Source organism: Entomomonas sp. E7T21 (assembly GCF_058693955.1).
This window is the reverse complement of the sequence record NZ_CP191672.1, coordinates 919,472-937,594: the sequence shown is the minus strand read 5'-3', so window position 1 is coordinate 937,594 and position 18,123 is coordinate 919,472. Positions and strand designations below refer to the sequence as shown.

20 protein-coding genes are annotated in these 18,123 nt (G+C 35.2%); 2 read left to right on the top strand and 18 right to left on the bottom strand.

All coding sequences use genetic code 11. The features are described 5' to 3' along the window. The 18 genes from ACQVD9_RS04515 to ACQVD9_RS04430 all read right to left on the bottom strand — a co-directional run bounded on the left by ACQVD9_RS04515 (position 1) and on the right by ACQVD9_RS04430 (position 16,646). Positions 1-1,764, bottom strand: coding sequence for a hypothetical protein (locus ACQVD9_RS04515; RefSeq protein ID WP_264747666.1), 1,764 nt, complete (start codon positions 1,762-1,764; stop codon positions 1-3). After that, the gene (locus tag ACQVD9_RS04510; protein ID WP_264747665.1) at positions 1,761-2,198 is read right to left on the bottom strand and encodes a hypothetical protein; all 438 of its coding nucleotides are present in this window, start codon (positions 2,196-2,198) and stop codon (positions 1,761-1,763) included. The genes ACQVD9_RS04515 and ACQVD9_RS04510 overlap by 4 nt, the downstream gene beginning before the upstream one ends. A gap of 9 nt (positions 2,199-2,207) precedes the next feature. After that, entirely contained in the window at positions 2,208-2,711 is a 504-nt protein-coding gene (locus ACQVD9_RS04505; RefSeq protein WP_264747664.1) for a hypothetical protein, read from the bottom strand. Then, positions 2,705-3,886: a hypothetical protein gene (locus tag ACQVD9_RS04500; RefSeq protein ID WP_264747663.1), complete on the bottom strand. Its 1,182-nt coding sequence runs from the start codon at positions 3,884-3,886 to the stop codon at positions 2,705-2,707. The genes ACQVD9_RS04505 and ACQVD9_RS04500 overlap by 7 nt, the downstream gene beginning before the upstream one ends. Then, positions 3,874-4,512, bottom strand: coding sequence for a hypothetical protein (locus tag ACQVD9_RS04495; protein WP_264747662.1), 639 nt, complete (start codon positions 4,510-4,512; stop codon positions 3,874-3,876). The genes ACQVD9_RS04500 and ACQVD9_RS04495 overlap by 13 nt, the downstream gene beginning before the upstream one ends. Then, positions 4,512-4,883 (bottom strand): hypothetical protein, encoded by a 372-nt coding sequence (locus tag ACQVD9_RS04490; protein ID WP_264747661.1) that lies wholly within the window; start codon positions 4,881-4,883, stop codon positions 4,512-4,514. Before ACQVD9_RS04490 ends, ACQVD9_RS04495 begins: the two co-directional genes overlap by 1 nt. 5 nt (positions 4,884-4,888) lie before the next feature. Then, entirely contained in the window at positions 4,889-5,320 is a 432-nt protein-coding gene (locus tag ACQVD9_RS04485) for a hypothetical protein (protein ID WP_264747660.1), read from the bottom strand. Next, entirely contained in the window at positions 5,320-6,429 is a 1,110-nt protein-coding gene (locus tag ACQVD9_RS04480; RefSeq protein WP_264747659.1) for a phage capsid family protein, read from the bottom strand. The genes ACQVD9_RS04485 and ACQVD9_RS04480 overlap by 1 nt, the downstream gene beginning before the upstream one ends. Positions 6,430-6,827: 398 nt before the next feature. Beyond that, positions 6,828-7,277 (bottom strand): hypothetical protein, encoded by a 450-nt coding sequence (locus ACQVD9_RS04475; RefSeq protein WP_201091100.1) that lies wholly within the window; start codon positions 7,275-7,277, stop codon positions 6,828-6,830. Next, positions 7,243-8,127, bottom strand: a complete 885-nt coding sequence (locus ACQVD9_RS04470; RefSeq protein ID WP_201091101.1) for a DUF6731 family protein — start codon at positions 8,125-8,127, stop codon at positions 7,243-7,245. The genes ACQVD9_RS04475 and ACQVD9_RS04470 overlap by 35 nt, the downstream gene beginning before the upstream one ends. 213 nt (positions 8,128-8,340) lie before the next feature. After that, positions 8,341-9,270, bottom strand: a complete 930-nt coding sequence (locus ACQVD9_RS04465; protein WP_264747658.1) for a V-type ATP synthase subunit I domain-containing protein — start codon at positions 9,268-9,270, stop codon at positions 8,341-8,343. A 22-nt stretch (positions 9,271-9,292) separates the two neighbouring features. Beyond that, positions 9,293-11,422: a portal protein gene (locus ACQVD9_RS04460; RefSeq protein ID WP_264747657.1), complete on the bottom strand. Its 2,130-nt coding sequence runs from the start codon at positions 11,420-11,422 to the stop codon at positions 9,293-9,295. 1 nt (position 11,423) lies between these two features. Further along, positions 11,424-12,974, bottom strand: a complete 1,551-nt coding sequence (locus tag ACQVD9_RS04455) for a terminase large subunit (RefSeq protein WP_264747656.1) — start codon at positions 12,972-12,974, stop codon at positions 11,424-11,426. Continuing rightward, positions 12,967-13,572, bottom strand: coding sequence for a hypothetical protein (locus tag ACQVD9_RS04450; RefSeq protein ID WP_264747655.1), 606 nt, complete (start codon positions 13,570-13,572; stop codon positions 12,967-12,969). The genes ACQVD9_RS04455 and ACQVD9_RS04450 overlap by 8 nt, the downstream gene beginning before the upstream one ends. Positions 13,573-13,749: 177 nt before the next feature. Beyond that, a complete protein-coding gene (locus ACQVD9_RS04445; RefSeq protein ID WP_264747654.1) occupies positions 13,750-14,280 on the bottom strand; it encodes a hypothetical protein in 531 nt (176 codons plus the stop codon). A gap of 69 nt (positions 14,281-14,349) precedes the next feature. Beyond that, complete coding sequence (locus tag ACQVD9_RS04440) at positions 14,350-14,889, bottom strand: hypothetical protein (protein ID WP_201091107.1); 540 nt, start codon at positions 14,887-14,889, stop codon at positions 14,350-14,352. A 121-nt stretch (positions 14,890-15,010) separates the two neighbouring features. After that, on the bottom strand, positions 15,011-15,853 hold the full coding sequence (locus tag ACQVD9_RS04435) for an LPD29 domain-containing protein (RefSeq protein ID WP_264747653.1): 843 nt from the start codon (positions 15,851-15,853) through the stop codon (positions 15,011-15,013). A gap of 82 nt (positions 15,854-15,935) precedes the next feature. After that, the gene (locus tag ACQVD9_RS04430; RefSeq protein WP_264747652.1) at positions 15,936-16,646 is read right to left on the bottom strand and encodes a hypothetical protein; all 711 of its coding nucleotides are present in this window, start codon (positions 16,644-16,646) and stop codon (positions 15,936-15,938) included. A 226-nt stretch (positions 16,647-16,872) separates the two neighbouring features. On the opposite strand from ACQVD9_RS04430, the gene ACQVD9_RS04425 reads away from it, so the two are divergent. Next, a complete protein-coding gene (locus ACQVD9_RS04425) occupies positions 16,873-17,004 on the top strand; it encodes a YHYH domain-containing protein (RefSeq protein WP_201091229.1) in 132 nt (43 codons plus the stop codon). A gap of 55 nt (positions 17,005-17,059) precedes the next feature. Beyond that, positions 17,060-18,118, top strand: a complete 1,059-nt coding sequence (locus tag ACQVD9_RS04420; RefSeq protein ID WP_264747651.1) for an SH3 domain-containing protein — start codon at positions 17,060-17,062, stop codon at positions 18,116-18,118. Positions 18,119-18,123: the final 5 nt, after the last annotated feature.

The following is an 18,123-nucleotide window of genomic DNA, read 5'->3' as shown; positions in this document are numbered from 1 at the left end:
TTACCGCCTTATTCGTCTTTGTGATAGACCCACTTCAAATTCAAGGCTATCTATTTCTGCATACGTTATATCTTCTAATACTAAGTTCATGCGCCAATATCGCCCTGCTACCCCTTTGGCCATAAAGGTACGCCTTTGACTTTGTGTATCTTCAAAGCGGTATACATTAGTGTGCTTATCATCTACCACGACTTTTAAATACACATCACCATCACTACGAATACCAAGATAAGCAGAGGAAACACGTTTAACATTAGGTACTCCCCAATCTTTTGCGCCTATATCTAGTTCAGCGTTGATTAGTTGTCCATTATCAGTAATACCTGATAGGCGATAGAGGCCATCTGACTTAATGCCATAGGTAACACCATTACAATTAGCAAAGGAGGTAAAATCAAAGTTGTCATACAAAGATAACGCGAAATTGGCGACATTGACTGCATACTGGTAATTTTTAGTATCCTGTGGTGAAGCTTGGCTAATTAATTTGATTTTTTCTTCAAACAGGAGTTGTAAGGTGGTGGCAAAATCAATGTGTTCATTAATATAAATTGATTCATTGCCCTCAATAGTAAAGATTAAAGCTACTTCTATGCTATCTTGTATTTCAATCGTTTCAGTAAATAATAGAACGGTTATGCTGTCGATCGTTTGTTCGGTATTAATAACGATATATTCTTGTAGGTCTATGGTGTCGCCTGTCTCGTCACTGCTGGTAAATGATCCCGTTGGTAGTGGTAATTGGTTTATAAACTCAGCATAGTATTTCCTATCTGACATGATCATGTTGTGGATAGGAATAGGTGTTAAAGCTAAATCAGCTACACCACCATTAATAGCTAGTATAGGTAGTTGATTAAGAGCTGGCATCATGCCAAGAAAAACACCTGTCTGTATTTGTGGTGATGTGTCACTAATAAAGGATTCTGTTTGTATAGGTATAGCTGATTCAAAACCACAATAAAATTCTTGAAAGAAATTATCCTTTAAATAAAGTGGATTAAAAAAGTAGTTACCTACCTCTAACTCGCCTGTTAATGCTGACATCACGCCATTAAGTAAGTTGCTATCAATATTAGTAAAACCACCAGCCATTGTTATTTTGGCGATAGCGAGATTATTATCAATGCTGATAAATTCAGGATTATCAACAAAATCATTAATCATATAGAGGGTAGATTCTGCAAAGATATTGCCCGTTATGGTGCTATTGCTTTTATAGACTACTTCAAGTTCTCCGTCTATTTCAGCAAAGTAACTTATCTCGCCTGATAATGCCCTAATCATAAAGCGCGGTTGATACATTAGCTCTATATTAACCGTTTGCTTTATAACACCTGATTCAATAATGTAGGTATGTAGGTTTCCGTCTAGTTCATCCACTTTAAATAAAAAGCCATGTGCTACATGGTAATAACTTCTTGTGTTTTTACCATCAGATAAACCGCCAATAATGCCTACAAAGTTCTGTGGCACATTAAAAGAGAATTGGCAATTATCCGCAAAACTCACTACACTCACTGCACCAGCGTTCCAGCCTGTCATGGGTTTAACAGACTCTTGGGAAGGTACTGCTGGTTTGCTAGGTATTGCTGGATAGCATACGGTTTCTGGTCGATACTCTGATACAAAGTGTACCGTACCATTTTCAAAGACCATTTCTGTATGTAGCTTATATTCCACTCTGCAAAAAGCAGGTCTACCAGCTTCAGCAGGTATTTCAGGAATATAGGAATAAATACCTGTTTTAATTAATTTGTTCATGCAGTTGTTGGGAAGTAATAACCGCCTGATCCAATAGGTATAATTGCCCCTGTAGTAATATCAGGATTGGTAATGGTTAAGTCTGCGCCCATATCACTGACTGTTCCCTGTATTCTGACTTCGGTTGTCGCTATACCGTTAGTATCAGATTCTTTTACCAATCTATAAAACGTTGCACGCCCTGTATTAGTGGCTGTGCCATTCCATTGTTGATTGGTGCTTTTAATCACTCGCCCTAATGAGTCTACTTCAAATTGAAGCGGTGAACCATCAGCAGCCCTGATCTCTACTAGCATAGTGGCTGATCCAATGGAGTCATCTGCGGTGTCTGGTACATTACCTGCAAAGAGGCGTAATACAGTATTGTCGATAGCCTCTTTTAATGAGGATGTACCACCTATTTGCAGTGCTAATGCTTTTGAAATTTTAATCATAGTGTCACCTTATAAACTTGTGCCTGATAAATAAGAAAGTCTGGTTTTAACCTTTAGTTCTTCTGAAACGGTTTTTGGCGTAGATAACCTTGCAATGGATAATAAAATGCCATTACTAGATCCTTTAATATCGCTGGATACTAAGAAGTAACCGTTAATGGTTTGTTCTTCAGTAAAGGTAAATATGGCTGGATTGCTACTATTGGAAAAGGTATTGCTGCCATCAAATACTTTGTTCCATAAAGGTCTGCTCACTTCTTGATAACTCGTCACTTCACCTATATTGGGAATATCTGTGGCTTTAGAGGCGGCAGTAGGTAGATAGTTACCTTTAAAAATACCACAATAAAAATTGCTTACAGGTTGCGCATCACCAAAAGGAGAACGCATTAAAAAAGCAACGCCTTCATTGGGGATCAGGTTATGTTCTTCCCATTGGTCTACAATATTGCCTTGTTTGTCGTAGACGGTTGATTGCCATACAAAGCCATCTAATACAATACGATCTAACATGTGCATACCTCGCCATCTATTTCAATTTCCCAATAATCACCAATGGCAAGGTTATTATTAGCATGACTATTTTTATCTAATGAATTGACGATGAGTTGTCGTCCGTTATGTTCTAAGTACCCTGCTGCGCCTGTTTGTTTAACTTCAGGTGCGTAGATACCTTTGTTGGGTGTTGCTAATTCACCACTCATGCCAGCTATTACTTGTCCATAACGACAGAACCAAGCAGCACGCCCATCAGGTAATGGGGTATATGTACCTTTGATTGCATCTGTATCAGATACTTTGACTTGGTTTATTTGGTCGTTTTCGAGGTTGGCTATAAAGTAGGTTTTATCAGCTACTACATAGATACCATCAGCTACAGGCGCAATAATGCTAATGGGTGCAGGGTATTGTAAGAATCCTCTTTCTGCTCTAATTAAATGAGGCATAAAAGGAGCTGAGAAATACAGATAGTTGTCGATACTACCAATAATCACACCATGATAATTAACTAGGTTGGTGACATAAGGGAAGGGATACATATTGCCAGTAGCAAGACGTTTAGTATCTGATTCAATGTTAAGAATGGTATAACTATCATCAGCAAGACCTTGGTAATATAGAATCTCTGAATTTTGTTCAGTGGCGTAAACGTTGCTTCTAATGTTACTGTTAATTTGAATAGAGCTATTATCAGGTACATCTATAAAATAAATATCTGCCCCTGACTCCTCGCCCTCTTCACCATTGCTAGTCACTGCTAGCTTATAGCGTCCACCCTGTAAATTACCTTTACCAATAGATAAATTAACTTTAGGATTAGCAATTATCCATTGCTTAACTACTCGGCCTTTAATCCGATAAGATTGGTTGGCAATAATAAGATAAAGCTGCTCGTTAAATAACGTACCAGCTACAGTTCCATTCTCAGGCACATTAATTAATGTATCTGAAGTACCTGTTAATGTATCAAAACAAATTAGCTGATCACTATCGACAATGATTAAATCATTGCCAATGCTAAATAACGCTCTGATATTTTGTCCTGCTAATACTTTTTCAAAGCCAGTACGCAAACTAAGCAGATCACCAGCATCTAAATTAACAATGCTTCGTACAAAGCCATCTGGTAATCGTTCAATGGCTGTCACATTATTTGATCCTAACGACCAATTAATTACACGTTCCATATCCACTCCATAGCTATAGGTTGAATAGCTGAACGTCTACGTAAATTTTGATCTTTAATTTGTTGGCATTTTTGTTCAAATAAAGCTAAGTTAGTAGCGGCTCGATTAGGATCAAATATGTCAGCATCAGCCACACTAAAGGCTAGATATTTAATGTAATGTAGTAATACACGATAATCTTCTTCATTAATATCAGGTATTATTTGGTTAATATCTTCTAAAGTTAGTCGTTTAAGTGGTTTTCTAATGACTCTTAGATAGATATTGACAGGATAATGATATTTTTTGGTTAGGATCATTTCCCCTGCTTCGCTATTCAGTAATAATGAATAGGGGGTAGGATCAGCTACATTAGCAGAGATAATACGAAGATTATCCCCTGTTTCTCTAACGATGGCCTGTTTGATCTCTAAAATACGTTGATCAAAAGGTAAAAGATGTTGTTCTTTAGGTACATAGACTTGTGTTAATGGACTGCTGGTGTCATAGAATGACATGGTTTTTTTAGCAAACTCATTAAGCGCATCATTAAGATAGGTAATAAGCATAAAGTCGCTAGTGAAATAACTAGGTATTTTATCCTTCTCTTCTTCACGATAGATTTTAATGAGTTCACACACTAGCATTACTGCACAGCCTCTTGTTGAAAGGCAGTCCATGCTTTGGTGAGTTGTGATTGACTCACTTTAAAGCCAGCTTGTTTAATCACAGCCTCAAGGTTAGGATAGCCAGCACTGTACTCATCAGGTTGTAATTTTTTAATGGCTTCTATAATCGAAGTAATTACCTGATCTTTAGCAGGTTTTTCTTCTTGTTTGACTTCTACCATGTTTCTGATAATACAGCCCATCAGTGCTGCTTTTTGCTGGAAGCGTGAGCTAATATCTGTTCCCTTGCCGCCTTTCTTTGCAATAAGTGCTGAATGCCCTGATTCCAAACAAATAACTACTTTTTCTTTACCCACTGGTGGTAATACAGTAATGGTTGCATAACTCATTTTATTTATTCCTTATTAACGTTATTGATAGTCCAGTTGGATTTACCTACACCTACATGGTCAACAATTAAGATGGCTTTACCCTTATCACCAGATAAAACAGCATCAAGGGTTAGTTTGATTTGATTTAATACATGGGTTACTTTGCCTGTCACTAATAATGGCTTAACAGTTACTGTATTAAGTGGTGTATCAGCTAGATAACAATCAGCTGTTTCATCATCACCAATCTTGATAGTGCCACTATCAAATGCTTCTTCTACAATAAAATGTCCACCTGTAATAATGGTGTCGGGATGAAGAGCTAAAGCATAACGTTCTGTACGTACTGAAAAATCACTAGGGTATAATTCAATAACGGTGCTACCACTGTATTGATGACGTGAATGTTTAGTGATAAATGGCTTATCTGGCTTGTTACTTGGTTGTCTGTTCATTAGTCATCTCCTGGTATTGCACAATCAACAGTGAGTACACCAAAGTCTTCTACCGTACCTGAGTAGCTAGAAGGGAATGTGGGTTTTAGGAAGCCAATAATACGACCATGTGCTACACCAATTTGGTTACCATAGTTAAATTTCTCAGTATCCCAAGTACCATCACCAATACGGGCAAAAGCTACTGCCTGACAGCCTGCTAAACCTATACGCACACCGTTGACTTTACTATCTGCGCCCCATTTCTCACCTGCTGGAGCATGTAAAGTATTAAAGACTCGTTCGGTTTCGTGAATTACTGCACCATCATGGGTAACGATAGCACCCGTAAACCAAGGGTTATTTTTGCCACGTTCAGAGGCATTGATAATAGACTTCATAAAATCAGGGTCTTTTTTTAGTTCCCCAATAGCAGTAGCATCCATAAAGATGATGTAGTGCTTTTTACCACTGACAATTAATGGCTTGATATTGTGACGCTTAGCCATTGTAATCATGTCGGTAAGCATTTTATGATTAGGCGTATCAGTTGCAGTTAGTACGTTATTCCCCGCTTTTACAAGTTTGCCACCTGACCAAACACGATAACGATTTTCAGAAGGTGCTTTGACATCTTTAGCAAAGGCTAATTGTTGGAAGGTAGGATCATTACGCTTAGAACCATCTAGGTTGTAGTCATAACTGATACCTAATAAGGTTAAAAAGGCTAGTTGATCTACACGATCAGCTAACCATTCAGAGAGTTGTGGATTAGCCACTTTAGCAAATTGAATATTGCCACGCTGGTCATCCATACGACCTACATTTTTAACTGCATGACTTAAACGATCTAGGGTAATTTCTTGGTCATGGGCAGTCATTTCTTCTTCATTGCCCACTAACTGATTATCACCAGCTACCCCATCTTTCATGAGAGGAGCTAATAATTGAAAGATAGCTTTAGCACCTTGCTTAGTTTGAGTAAGTTCAGTGACATAGGTAAATACAGCCTTTGCACCTTTACCTAAAAACTTAGGTAGTTCTGATTGTTTTTTAGCTTCATACCAAATGTCTTTACACCAAGCTATTTTTTGCTTGGATTGCTGTTCGGCAAAAGAGGTTTCCGCCATAATAAAATCTCCAATATTTAAATTTAGTTTCAATGTCTTTGATTTAACGTCCAATGACGAAGAAACGACCTTTAAATGCTGTCGGCGCATACCTGTTTTACGTCCAGCAGACGAAGAACACTATTCTTAGTGAGCGAGCTTAATTATTAAAGCGAAGGATATGGATAGAGGATAAGTTATAGACTATCGAATAGAAATAAATATAGTAAACTTCCTCTATCCATGCTAATTAAGTTATGTCCTTTTTATTAGTTGTCAAGTATTATCATATAATTTTTTGCTTATAAGAAAACACCACGTTTGAAGTTGGGTATACTTAAATTTACAAAAAAAGTAGCTATTATGTATTGCAAATATTAATTAAATACCTCATTCCTTAAAATTAAGTATAAAAATAGTTAAACTATAATAATGACTTTATAAAATATCCTTCCTAAAACTAACACATATAAAAAGCTTAGAGATAAAAAATATATTAGTATTCCCATAGTACAATACAAATAAGATTCACTAATAAACAAATTTATTACACCCATAATGATTAAACATAACAATAATCCTGATGCTATGAAAGCTTCGGTCATCAGGTTTTTAAAATGCCCTGTTTTTCTCATATTTGCAATTAACTTTCTATCCATTATTGCTGTCAAAATAGCTATCGAAGTAATTAAAAATCCGAGAAGCACGCTACTTAAATTAATTACAATATTATTAACTTCAAAAAGACGAGTTGGATTAATATTTAAACAAAACCAAATATAACTATGCACAACCAATAATGATATAAAGCTCTGTGTTGAGCAAAATATTCTTCTAAAGTTTTTTATCACCCGTTCCAAAATATTCATTTATGGATTCTCTACATTCGTTCATTGCTGAATCAATCACTTTATGAATGGTACCAGAAGGAGGATTTCCATTTGTTTCAATTTCTTGAATAGAGTAAACTCTATCAGCAATCAAGTCTATTGGATAAATAGCTCCATTTTCGTCAACTACAGCTTTTGCCTTAGTTGCCCCCATCTCAAAAAGCTCTCTAACTGCAAATTTTAAATTATCTTTTAGGGACTTATTGCTATTTCCCTTTCTTCCATCAATTCTCATTTCAACATACATACTATCTGCATCTGAACTATTAAGCATTTGTAGAGTTTGGGCAGAAAAATCATTACTTGGAATCATGTCTGGATTTGTTGGTTTTGGAACAGTAATTTCTATTCTTTTTAAAATAGAATTTCCGCTCAACAGTCGTTTAATTGCATCCGCTCTAATTACAGGTATAATTGACACATCCGTACCCCATTTCTCCTGTAGGAAAGTCTCTAATCTTTTAGTAGTACAAGCATTTCCATTTCTGCACCATCCTAAAATTTGATTTTCTGGATAATATACAAAGCAATTCTTTTCAATTAATCCATTTTCTCCTAGATCAAGGGGTTGCCCTTCATTCTTAGGTAACCCATATTCAAGATCTTGTTTTCTAAACTTTCTGAACTCTCCAGCAATTGAAACAGGCCTAGTTCTTTTTTTTACACCCCAAAGATCATATAAATAGTTAGATGTCGTCAAAGTTGAGTCTATTTGATCATCCATCATCATCTCAAAGCCACTTTCCACTTCATTTATTTCAGCAGTTGGCATAATTGTAATCTGGAAAAAATCAATTGTATATTTTCGCTTCTGTAATGGATCAGACATAACCATTTCCTTTTGATAATTAATAACTATTTTATATAAGGTTAAAATAACTTATATACTAATAACCATCAATAAAAGAAGGCATATTGCCACCATTATTAGACTAAAGTATAATATTAAACTCACCTTTTACTATATCAGGACAAATGATTTAAATTCTGACCAATAGATTATTCAATTAAATAAGAAATAACTAAACTAGCCTTTCTATTATTAACTTTCAAAATCAAACCTCCCACCATTATCTCTAAACTTTTCATACTCTTCTTCTGACATATCAGCAGGGTCAACAATTATATCTTTACCTGATGTGCCTTTTTTGGAGATTTGTGGTGTAGCTTTATTAGCACGTACTAACTGTTCTTCAACTTGTTCCTTGGTTAAAGTTGGTTTTTTCTGTACTGGTTGAGTAGTTTGCCGATTAGTTAATGTTTCTACTTTACTAACAGCATAATCTAAACTTTCTTTAAAGGTTTTATTACCACTTTCAATGGATGATTTAAAGAAGGCACTAAATACTTCAAACGCATCAGGATCAAAGTTAGCTGATTCATCATTTAGATAATCATACTTTTCTAAAAACTCATTAGCATATTTTTTATTTTCGGCTTGAGTAAGTTGCTGCTGTTCCTTCTGTTTGGCCTCTTCCCTTTCTTTGATAACCTTTTCAGCTATTTTTAATGTCTTTTCTTCAGTGAGTTTATCATGGTAAGTGTCTATTTGTTCTTGGATTTCCAGTGCTTTATCATCATCACCTATTGCCATTGCTTCATAGTAATCACGTCTTAGTTGCTTAATATTAAGCTCTGGTTCTTTAGGTGGTTCTGCTTGTTGTTTAGTTTGTGCAGAAGCGGCACCTTGTAAACGAGCAAGCTCTAATTCTAATTCACGGTACTTTTGACTAAGTTCATTCGCTTCATGTACTTTTTGTTGGAATCGCTGATAAGGCACTGATTTAGGAGGCTGATTGGCTGTTTCCTTGACCTCTTCTTGTTGTTCATCAGTTATTTCTTCTGTTGATTTATCTACTGTTTCTTTATTGGTCTCTGGTTCATCTGTTACTATTTCTTCATTAGTCACTTCATCTGCATCAGGATCATAAGGTAAATCATCGTTGATCGTATTTATTGCTTCATTTGACATAGTATTACTCTCTCTTAGGTTATTAATCAATTTGTGGTGTTCTGATTCCCTGCATTATTCCCACATCAGGATTAGCAGGGGTTAAGGGATTAGTATTAGTTGGATTCGCTAGTTCAGCTTCGGGTAGTTGTTGAGTAGGTGTAGCTACAATAGGTGGTTGATCTTTATCTTGATAACCTGCTGATTTTAATAGTTGGTCAGCAATAGGTGCTGTTTGTGGTGTAGCAGCTATAACATTAGCAGCCTGTACACCGCTATAGACTGATTCAATACCTTTATTGACTGAGTCAGCTTTGATTCTTTCGGCTTCGGCTTGTAGTTTTTCAATCTTGGCCATAATTTCTTGAGCCTTGGCCTCTTCTACTGGGTCAGTTTGTGGTTCTTGCATTTTGGTGAGTGCATCTAGCATGTCTTGTTTATCGGTAATATTGCTGTATCTAATTAGAATACGGATAAATTCAGGGGTAACTACTTGTGGTACTTTGTTAGCCAATTCTATTAGTTGGTTAAATTGGCTGTTATCAAAGGTAATTTGCATCGGTTGTTCACTGATCACTACATCATATTCACCAATGGTAAGATCATTTAAGATACGTCCATCTTCTAAAGGATAGTTAAGATAGATTTCTTCAGATGTTTGTTTACCATTAATATCCGTATTGGTAATTCTCCTAGTGCGTGGTAAATCGTAGAAGGTTTGAATAAGTTCAATAAAGAAGCGACCTACCATATTACGAGTGCGCGCCAATGAGTCTAAAGCTAAAGCTAGTTGCTGTTGTGCTGCAAATTGGCGACTCTGTATAGCTACGCCACTAATCTCTTGGCCTTGTTGGCCTAGCATGGCTTCATTGATACCTGTTACATCATGGATTGCTACGGTTGCTCTATCCGTTAAGTTGGTAACACCTGAAGGAATAGGATTAGGTTGTAGTTTGAAGGGTACTTTGGATGGATCGGTATCATGCTTTAGAATTAAATTAAGTCCAATCGTAGAACCTACTTCACTTAATTTCTCATTGGACATATTAGCAAGGGTATTTTCCCAACTAACAAAACCACTATTAGCTGTGGTATTAACTATATGCAGTGATTGACTCAGTGTTTTGTTAAGTAGTTTTTGTGGGTCTTTGGCATTATCCACTAAGCCAAGGGTAAGGCCACGCCTAAACATGGGGAAGTAGGGAATTATTGTAAAATGGTTGTAAGGTGAGATTTCATTGTATAAAACAGCATTGGAGGTAGTAGCCACTCTTCTTACTACCCTACGTTGCATTTTATGCAGAAAATAACCACTCGCTATTAAATGGTTCTTTTGTTCTTCTTTCAGTGCATGAGCGATACGAATATCACCAGTAGGAGTAATAAACACATCTACTTGTTCATTTACCCAATATTGACGATCAATAATTCTATAACGTTTTATGCCATCACTACATAATCTGGCACTGCTGGAATAACTACCTGCAAAACTATTACGTGTTTCTTCTTCATCTAGTCCATCACCAAAGTTGTTAGAGGGTTCTTGTGCCTCTAATAATGTTTTTAATGATGATGGGTTAATATCGTAAGTACTGGCAATTTCATCTATGGTAAACCAACGTGTAACAATAACATCTTGCCAGTTATCAGGGTCATAGTCGTTAGCATCAGGATCAGGTATAACATCCAATGGATCAAGTATATTTATTGAGATTTCACCAAGAATAGTATCATCGTAGCTAATACCTATATCATAGTAACCACGCTTCATTATTAAACCATCTGCAAAAAGCTCTGTTTCTTTCCAATGAAAATTAATATTGTCAGCTATTTGCATTGCTAGCTTTGATAAAGTAGCTGCTAGTTCATCATTGGCTACACCACCACGAGGACGATAGCTAATATCTGCTCGATTGGCAATCTGATAGCCAATGGCTGCATTAATCCTCGGTAGAATTTGGTTAATGGTTAAGGCAGGTTTTTTAAGGCGTTGCATGACTGCTAGGGCAGCATCAGACCACTGCTTACCAAGATAGAAGGCTTCATTTTCTTTCGCTTCCTGACAATAATCACTGTGGCCTTTACGCATACCGTAGTTGTAGCGTTGCCAATTCATAGCACATAGTTGAGTATCATCCGTTTCTTTTATATCTAGCTCTTCATTTACTATCATATTATGCAGCCATGTAATCTAAATCTGAGTTAGTAAGGTTTTTCTGCCAATCTGGTGTATAACTGTCATCCGCTTGGATAGGTGCAGCAAAGGTTAAAGCTAGAGCATCACCATCATCAGGGGATTTACCTGTTTCTTTCTTGATTTTTTCTTTTGAATCTAGTTTGATTTGCCCATTGTGGGTAAAGGAGTAACTAGGTGCAGTTAAATCCATATGTAAGCGATCAGTATCTGGAATAGAAGGTGTAATAGGATCAGCTATCCAATCTGCCATTTCTCCCCATATTTCAGCACGTTTATTGTAGTATTTGCGTGGATCACTAGGTTTAGCATTGAAAACTACAGGCGTGACACGTTTACCATGCCCCCATAATACTAGTAAGTCATAAACACCAGCACCTAATCCACCCGTAATATCAATAAACATCATTCTAATACTAGGATCATTGCGTAATAGGTTGGCACAGATACTAGCTACTTCTGGCACGGATAGACCATTATATGATCCTTCTTTCCAAGCGACTCGACCTTGTCGATGGTAAATACTGGTATCATCATCACCATAGCGAGCCACATCTACACCTACCACATGCGCGCCTATCCTTTGCATATATGCTGCTACTTGCTTTCTAGCCTTGGTAACAGCAAAGGTGCTTACTAATGGCTGGTGGCCTACTTTTTGGAAAGCGAGATCACAGGTAGCAGGATATTCTTGGTTAAATACGTCTTTACTGCCGTTAAAATCTGAGAATATTTTATTAGCTCGCCATGCCATCTGGTTAATATCAAGGCCATAGGTTTCCATATACTCAAGATCATATTCATTTAGCTCTAAATCTTTGGTTGGTTCTCTTCTGTACTCTTCTTGAATATACCAAGGTACAAAAATAGGAATATAATCAGACTTACCAGCAACAGCTAATTTCCAACGCTCATGAAAAAAGTTCATACCATTAGCCGTAGATTCCAAAAATATCTCTGTACCTTCCTTATCTGGTATTGATTGCCCAAGACCTGCCATAATATTGATACCAAAAGGCCAATAAGCCACTTCAGAGCCATGAAAAAATTGTGCAGTAAAAGAGCGTCCTGTTGTTTTATTTTTGGCTGTAGCTACACGATAGCTACTATTTAACTTTGAAAAGGATAATGTTTTAGCATTCCTAGCATTAATTTTTGGCTTAAATTCATCATGGCTGAGATCATAATAATTTTTAGCCATATTAAATAGGTTATCTGTAGCATCAAGATCATGGGTAAGAATAAAAGTTTTCTTATTGGTTTTGCTAGAGGTACGCTTATAAAATCTCGCACCAACATAAGTACTAATGCCTTGCTGTCTACCCTTTACACAAATTGCCCTAACCTTACCATTTTCTTGTAATTGCTTTTCTACTGCATCATGAACTATCTTTTGTGCTTCATTCATATAGAAAGGTACTATTTCACCATCTTTATCAATGATCTTAAGATTATTAGCAAAATAATAAGCATCATCTGTCATCATGCGCTTAAAATAGCTGTCAGCCGTTTTAGATGCACAATTAGACATCTTTGGCCTCACTTGCTAAGCGTGCTAATCGTTCTTCATAGGACTCGCCTTCTACTTCATCTGTGATATTGTAAGCTTGGCGTTCTAAAGGGATTAGATTTTTAAGAGTAGTAGATAAATCACGTAAGGTGCTAGCATGAGTAGGCAAAGCAACAGCTTTTAACATAGCACTGCGCCTAACGGTAGTTTGATCCTCTTCTGTTTCAGATAAGATAGCTGCTTCTATTTCATTTCGATTAGTAGCTGCTTCTTGGAGTTGCCCCATAAATAGATTAACTAACTCTCTTCCTGTGCGAATATCTTTACGATGTTGGGTAATAACTTGAATGTTGGTTAATGCTGCTGCTTTGATATCCTCGCGCGTGGGGGTGTGCGCAAAGTGTGCGCAATCTTTATATACACCACTAACCAACCCCTCTCTCGTAAGCTCTTGAACCTGTTTTGTAATGTTGCGTGTCCAACCATATCTTTTAGCTCTACTTGTTATTGTACTGTGTGAACCTTTAAAATTATGTTTTTCAGCAATAGCTCTTACAGATAACTGTCCCAGTCTGTAGTCTTTCTCTATTGCTTCCCAGTCATATTTAGCATTAGCCATAACAAATAATTACCTATATCTCTCCAAGTGAGTTCATTTATAACCCTATTCAAATTATGTCCCTTTATAATGTTGTCAAGCCGTTTTATACTTTTTAGGCAATAAAAAACCCACTTAAAAAAGTGGGCTTAATAGTTAGTTTGTGAGCAGTCTAATTTTTTATTACATAACCTCTTCTTAAATATTTCTTAATCTACGATTACCCATAATTTTACCTTTGATTAACTCTTTATATTTTTCATCCATTAATTTATCACATTCTTGTTTGCTCATAGCTTCCCACTGGTTTCTATCAATGATAAAACTGGTAATCTCATCTACATTAACAAACTCTAACCAGTAGTCCACTTGTATTTGTTGTGTTTTATTTTCTTCTGCTAGTTTTAATCCCTGCCAATAAGTAAAATTTTCAGAGAGAATTACCATTGCAATATCTTCATTGTATCTGGATGAGAATATAAACACTTCAGCAAATAAATGCTTAATATCATCATAGGTTACAGAATTGAGATCAATTACTTCATCGTCCTCATAAGGACTATTTAAATTATTCCATACATGTTCAAAAACATGAACAGCCGCATAATATTCTGGTGTTCTGTAAGGCTGGCCTACTACATAAGCTATATTGATTAGGTCAATAATATCGCCCATCGTTTTAGCTCTTAAATAATAAATATCGTAAGGTGGTAAATAGTTGCTTTGCATTTTTATTACCCTGCCCCTGATCAGTCGAGGCGCACTAAGTTGTTTAACTAAAGGATGAATTGCTAAAACCTATTTAAGTAATTTTTCTTCTAAATCTTTTTGAATAAGGATTTTTGCTCTATTATCTATAATGCGAAAACCATCAACAGGTTTATTAAGTGATAAAATACTATGCCTAATATCTGTACTAGTTATTAAACTTTTTAAGTTATCAGAAAATTGAATAACACACTCCTCCAATATAGATAGTATTAGATCAATATTTATATCTTTAATATTGGCAGTATAGTTATTAATGATTTTAGAATAAGTATCACTGATTAGAAAATGGTTTACAGTTTCTTCAATACTTTTATTAAATGATTCTGTAAGTTTTTCTTCACTGTATTTTAATTGACCATGTTCAAAATATAGAGCATCGGTATCCCTAAAGTTTTTAGCATTAGTTATACAGAATTTAGGAAGTACAACAGAATAAAAAACTCTTTCTATTTCTTTATTTGTTAAGTTCTTAGCGTCCTCTGCTTTTAGTTTACCCCATAGTCTACCTAACAAAGTCATTTTATTAGCTAATACTTTTTGTAAATCTATTGTAATTATATCTCTCATTTTAAGTTCCTTACCCCTGATCAGTCGAGGCGCACCATTTGATTTTATAATACGTCTTTTAGACGTACTAGTCAAACATTTTTTTAAATTATTTAAAATAAAAAAACTCACCAAAGTGAGTTTAATGAATTATGACGTTATCTTGATCACTAGAAGCTACAGATACTTTTTTATTCTTGTAGAATGATGTACTGTTAATTAATCTAAATATTTGTGCGCCTATAGAACGTAAACCATATTCAGGAATATTATGTAAATCCCCTTTTTTGTAGAGTTCTAAATTAATCTCATATTCAGGGTATAACTTTTTAATTTCATTGATTGCTAATAGCTTTAGTTCATCACTAGAGTTTCTAGTTAAGGATACTCCATCAACACCACCGTATATTTCATTAAATGGTGATGGTTCATAATCCCTATAATCACCTGTTAATTCATCTGTATAATAAGCATTAAACTTGCCTATTACATTATATACCTCTTCCTCAGTCGCACCATCAGTCCATTCAACATAGGTTCTATTACGGTCTTTTGATACTTTAAACTTAATGTCTTTAAAATGTTTTTTTAAATCGCTGCGAATATTTTTATTAACTGCACCAGTACCATGATTATCGGTTAAAACTTCTAAATGAGTATATTCATCACTGGTAAGTATTCTTTGTTTTTCTAATATTCTAGTTTTTTTAGCAAGTTCGATTTCAGCTTCTTCTTTAGCATTAAATAGCTCAGACATTGTAGCGAGTAACTTTAACTCGTGATCTGTGGCTATTGCTTCATAAATCTTAAAAGAATAACCATTATTTAATTGATTATGATTAATTTGTGTACTTGATCCATCTTCATAGATAATATGGTAGTGGTTTAAATTATTTTCTTCTGTAATCTGTGTAATATATCCATATTTAAAACCATACAATGAAGAATCCCATACTTTAGTACCTACAACAATTGATTTTTCCATTTTACTATAACCTGCCCCTGACTAGCCGAGGCGCACTATTTATGCTAAATAATACGTCATTTAGACGTATTGTCAAGTATTTCTATTCAGCATTGTTTTTACGTGCTTCCGATTCACTGGTGATAGTGTTATATTCTGCTTTTAGCCTAAACAGTTCTAACATGGCAATATTCATTTCATTAGTACCACCTTCCCAACGTTGCCATTGTCTTAATAAGGCATAAACTAATTTACTTGCTTGTGTCTGTGTTAATCCTTTAGCTTCTCTTAATGCTTTTATTTCACTAGGTAAAGGAAATTTACTTTCGTCTATACGGTGTTGTGTTTCACTAATTATTGATTCTATAGTAACTTTTAACTGTAAAAGCTCCCAAGTTGCCAAGCTCATCTTACCTGTACCAGTTTCCCACTTCATCCATGTATTGAGAGAAATATATACTAAATCACTTGCTTGCTGTGAAGTAAGTCCTACTGACTCCCGAAAAGCTATAATCTCTTCAGGTGTTGGTGAGTATTTTTTATCTCTATTTCTATTCTGGTGATTCGCCATTTCATACTCGATTGATTTTTGATCTATAAATTCTTTGAGTTTCTGAATGACCTGCTGTTTAACTATTTCACGGCTCATTAATTTAACTTGTTCAGTAGAATCAATAATATCCTGAGTGAATAATTTGAAATACTTAACTAAAAAAGTAGTTATATCTTCACAGATACATAAACTTCTATTAGCTAAATCCTCTACTAACAAGTTAAGTAAATCATGCTTATTTGAAATGTTTAATGCTGTCATTCTCATATCCTTACCCCTGAAAATAGTCGAGGCGCACCACCAACTTTGAATATTACGTCATTCTGACGTATCGGTCAATAAACTTACAAATACCCTCTTACCCTTTTATTATATATATTAATAAAAACTCATAATACTATGCATTTAAAATCATTATTAAAAATAAAATCCTTTTGATATATTGATTAGATTGAAAGCCAAATAATGTTAGAGTTAAAGACCTGCAATGAAAAAAGTGATATTTATTATTCTTATAAGTAGTTTGTTAATAAGTAATTTAGGTATGGCTCACTCTGGACGTACTGATAAAAACGGTTGTCATAGAGATAAGTCAACAAATACTAGACATTGCCATTAATCAATAATTATCTCCAAGACACTCCAGCAGTAATAAAGAAATGGTATACCTAAATATGGATAAAGAACTTGAACACCCAATAAACCATCCTTGGCCTGAGTCTATTAAAAGATTGCAAGAGTTGACTAAATTTACATCTTTACCTTTCTTTGAATCTGAAACAATGCGTTCAATCCAAAAACTTAATGAGGCCGCTACTAATAATCTAACTTCCTTGGCTACAAGACAATCTGGACTTATGAAATTAGCTCAGTTGGCAGCAGAAAACAATAAATTGGCATTCGCTTGGCGTGAATCAACAGCTATAAAACTAGCTGGCGACCTCGCAAAATCAAATAAGTTTGCTTCTCTTGCACTACAAACACCAGAAGTTATAAGCTCACTAAAAATGTTTGTAGAAGCAACTAAATTATCAGGTTTATATTTTCAGCAGCCAGAAGCAGTAAAACACCTAGAAAATTTTAGTAAAACATTTCAATTACCCTCAATTGCCAAAAGTCAAATTGAGGTACTAAAACAATTTTCTGAGATAAGTAATCTTGCCTCGTTCAAAGCATTAACCAATTTAAAAAACTCTCCATTATTTAATCGTCCATCAGTAGACTGTTTATCAAATATTAGTCCCGAACAGATAATTGATAAATCTTTTTTAGAAATAGATTCCCAAATACGTGAAGAAGTGTTATCTACAACAGATTTTAATACTCTTTCAGAAAAAACTAAGAACATTCTTACTTATCTTTATCATTATTACTTTTTGCCTTTTTTTCTCAGTTGTTTAGTTACACACATGATGACCCAATCTTCTGAAGTTAGGAAAGAATTAGAACATGTATCAACTCCCGCAGAGGCAAAAGCCTTTGTCCGATCTTATAGTAAAAGTTCTGATTGGTTATCTCTAAAAGGATATCGTGTCACAATTGCAGACTCTCTGAACTTTAGAAGTAGACCTAGTACAAAATCTGAAGTAATTACAACTCTACCTATAGGAACACTCGTTGAGGTTATAGATAAAAAAACTTACCGTTCATGGCTTCTAGTTGAAGTTGAGATAAATGGTGAGTTTGTACAAGGGTGGGTTTCCAGACGTTATACAGACTATTTTAGATATTAGCAGTA